At 35.2% G+C, this 435-nt stretch carries 1 protein-coding gene; it reads right to left on the reverse strand.

Annotation, left to right across the window (positions count from 1 at the left end; translation table 11 throughout):
* Positions 1 to 136: 136 nt before the first annotated feature.
* A partial coding sequence (locus IQR33_RS33020; RefSeq protein ID WP_228013884.1) for a hypothetical protein occupies positions 137 to 435 on the reverse strand: 299 nt, incomplete at its 5' end.

Raw genomic sequence — 435 nt, forward strand, 5'->3', positions numbered from 1 at the left:
GCCAAAGTGGAGCAGGTGATAAGGTACTGATCTCAGAATGGAACTCAGACACGGAGGACTCCTTTTGATGTGCTTTGCCAAATATATACCGTAAAAATGTTGTCAAGGTAGCATTAAATGCTAGACGATTTGGCCTTCAAATTGCCGTTAGCATACCACCAGATAAGAAGTACGAGTAGTCGCGATCACAAGGATTTCTCTCAGAACTGTCACAGTTTGTGAATACAATAACAAGCACTATGTGTTCTCTATCATATATTCTGAAAGTGGCTTTATTTTTTAATTCATAAAATTGTAATTTAATTACACATAAACTTTGATAAAGGTCAATTTGTGCATTTTTTGTGATTCCAATCACTAAAATGCTTGTAATTAAATTTCTTGGTGGTATATTTGTAACCAGCTTCTGAGAGAAGAATGAAATGCTCAAAGGAT

Source organism: Vibrio sp. OPT46, from assembly GCF_015163535.1.
GTDB classification, from domain to species: domain Bacteria; phylum Pseudomonadota; class Gammaproteobacteria; order Enterobacterales; family Vibrionaceae; genus Vibrio; species Vibrio alginolyticus.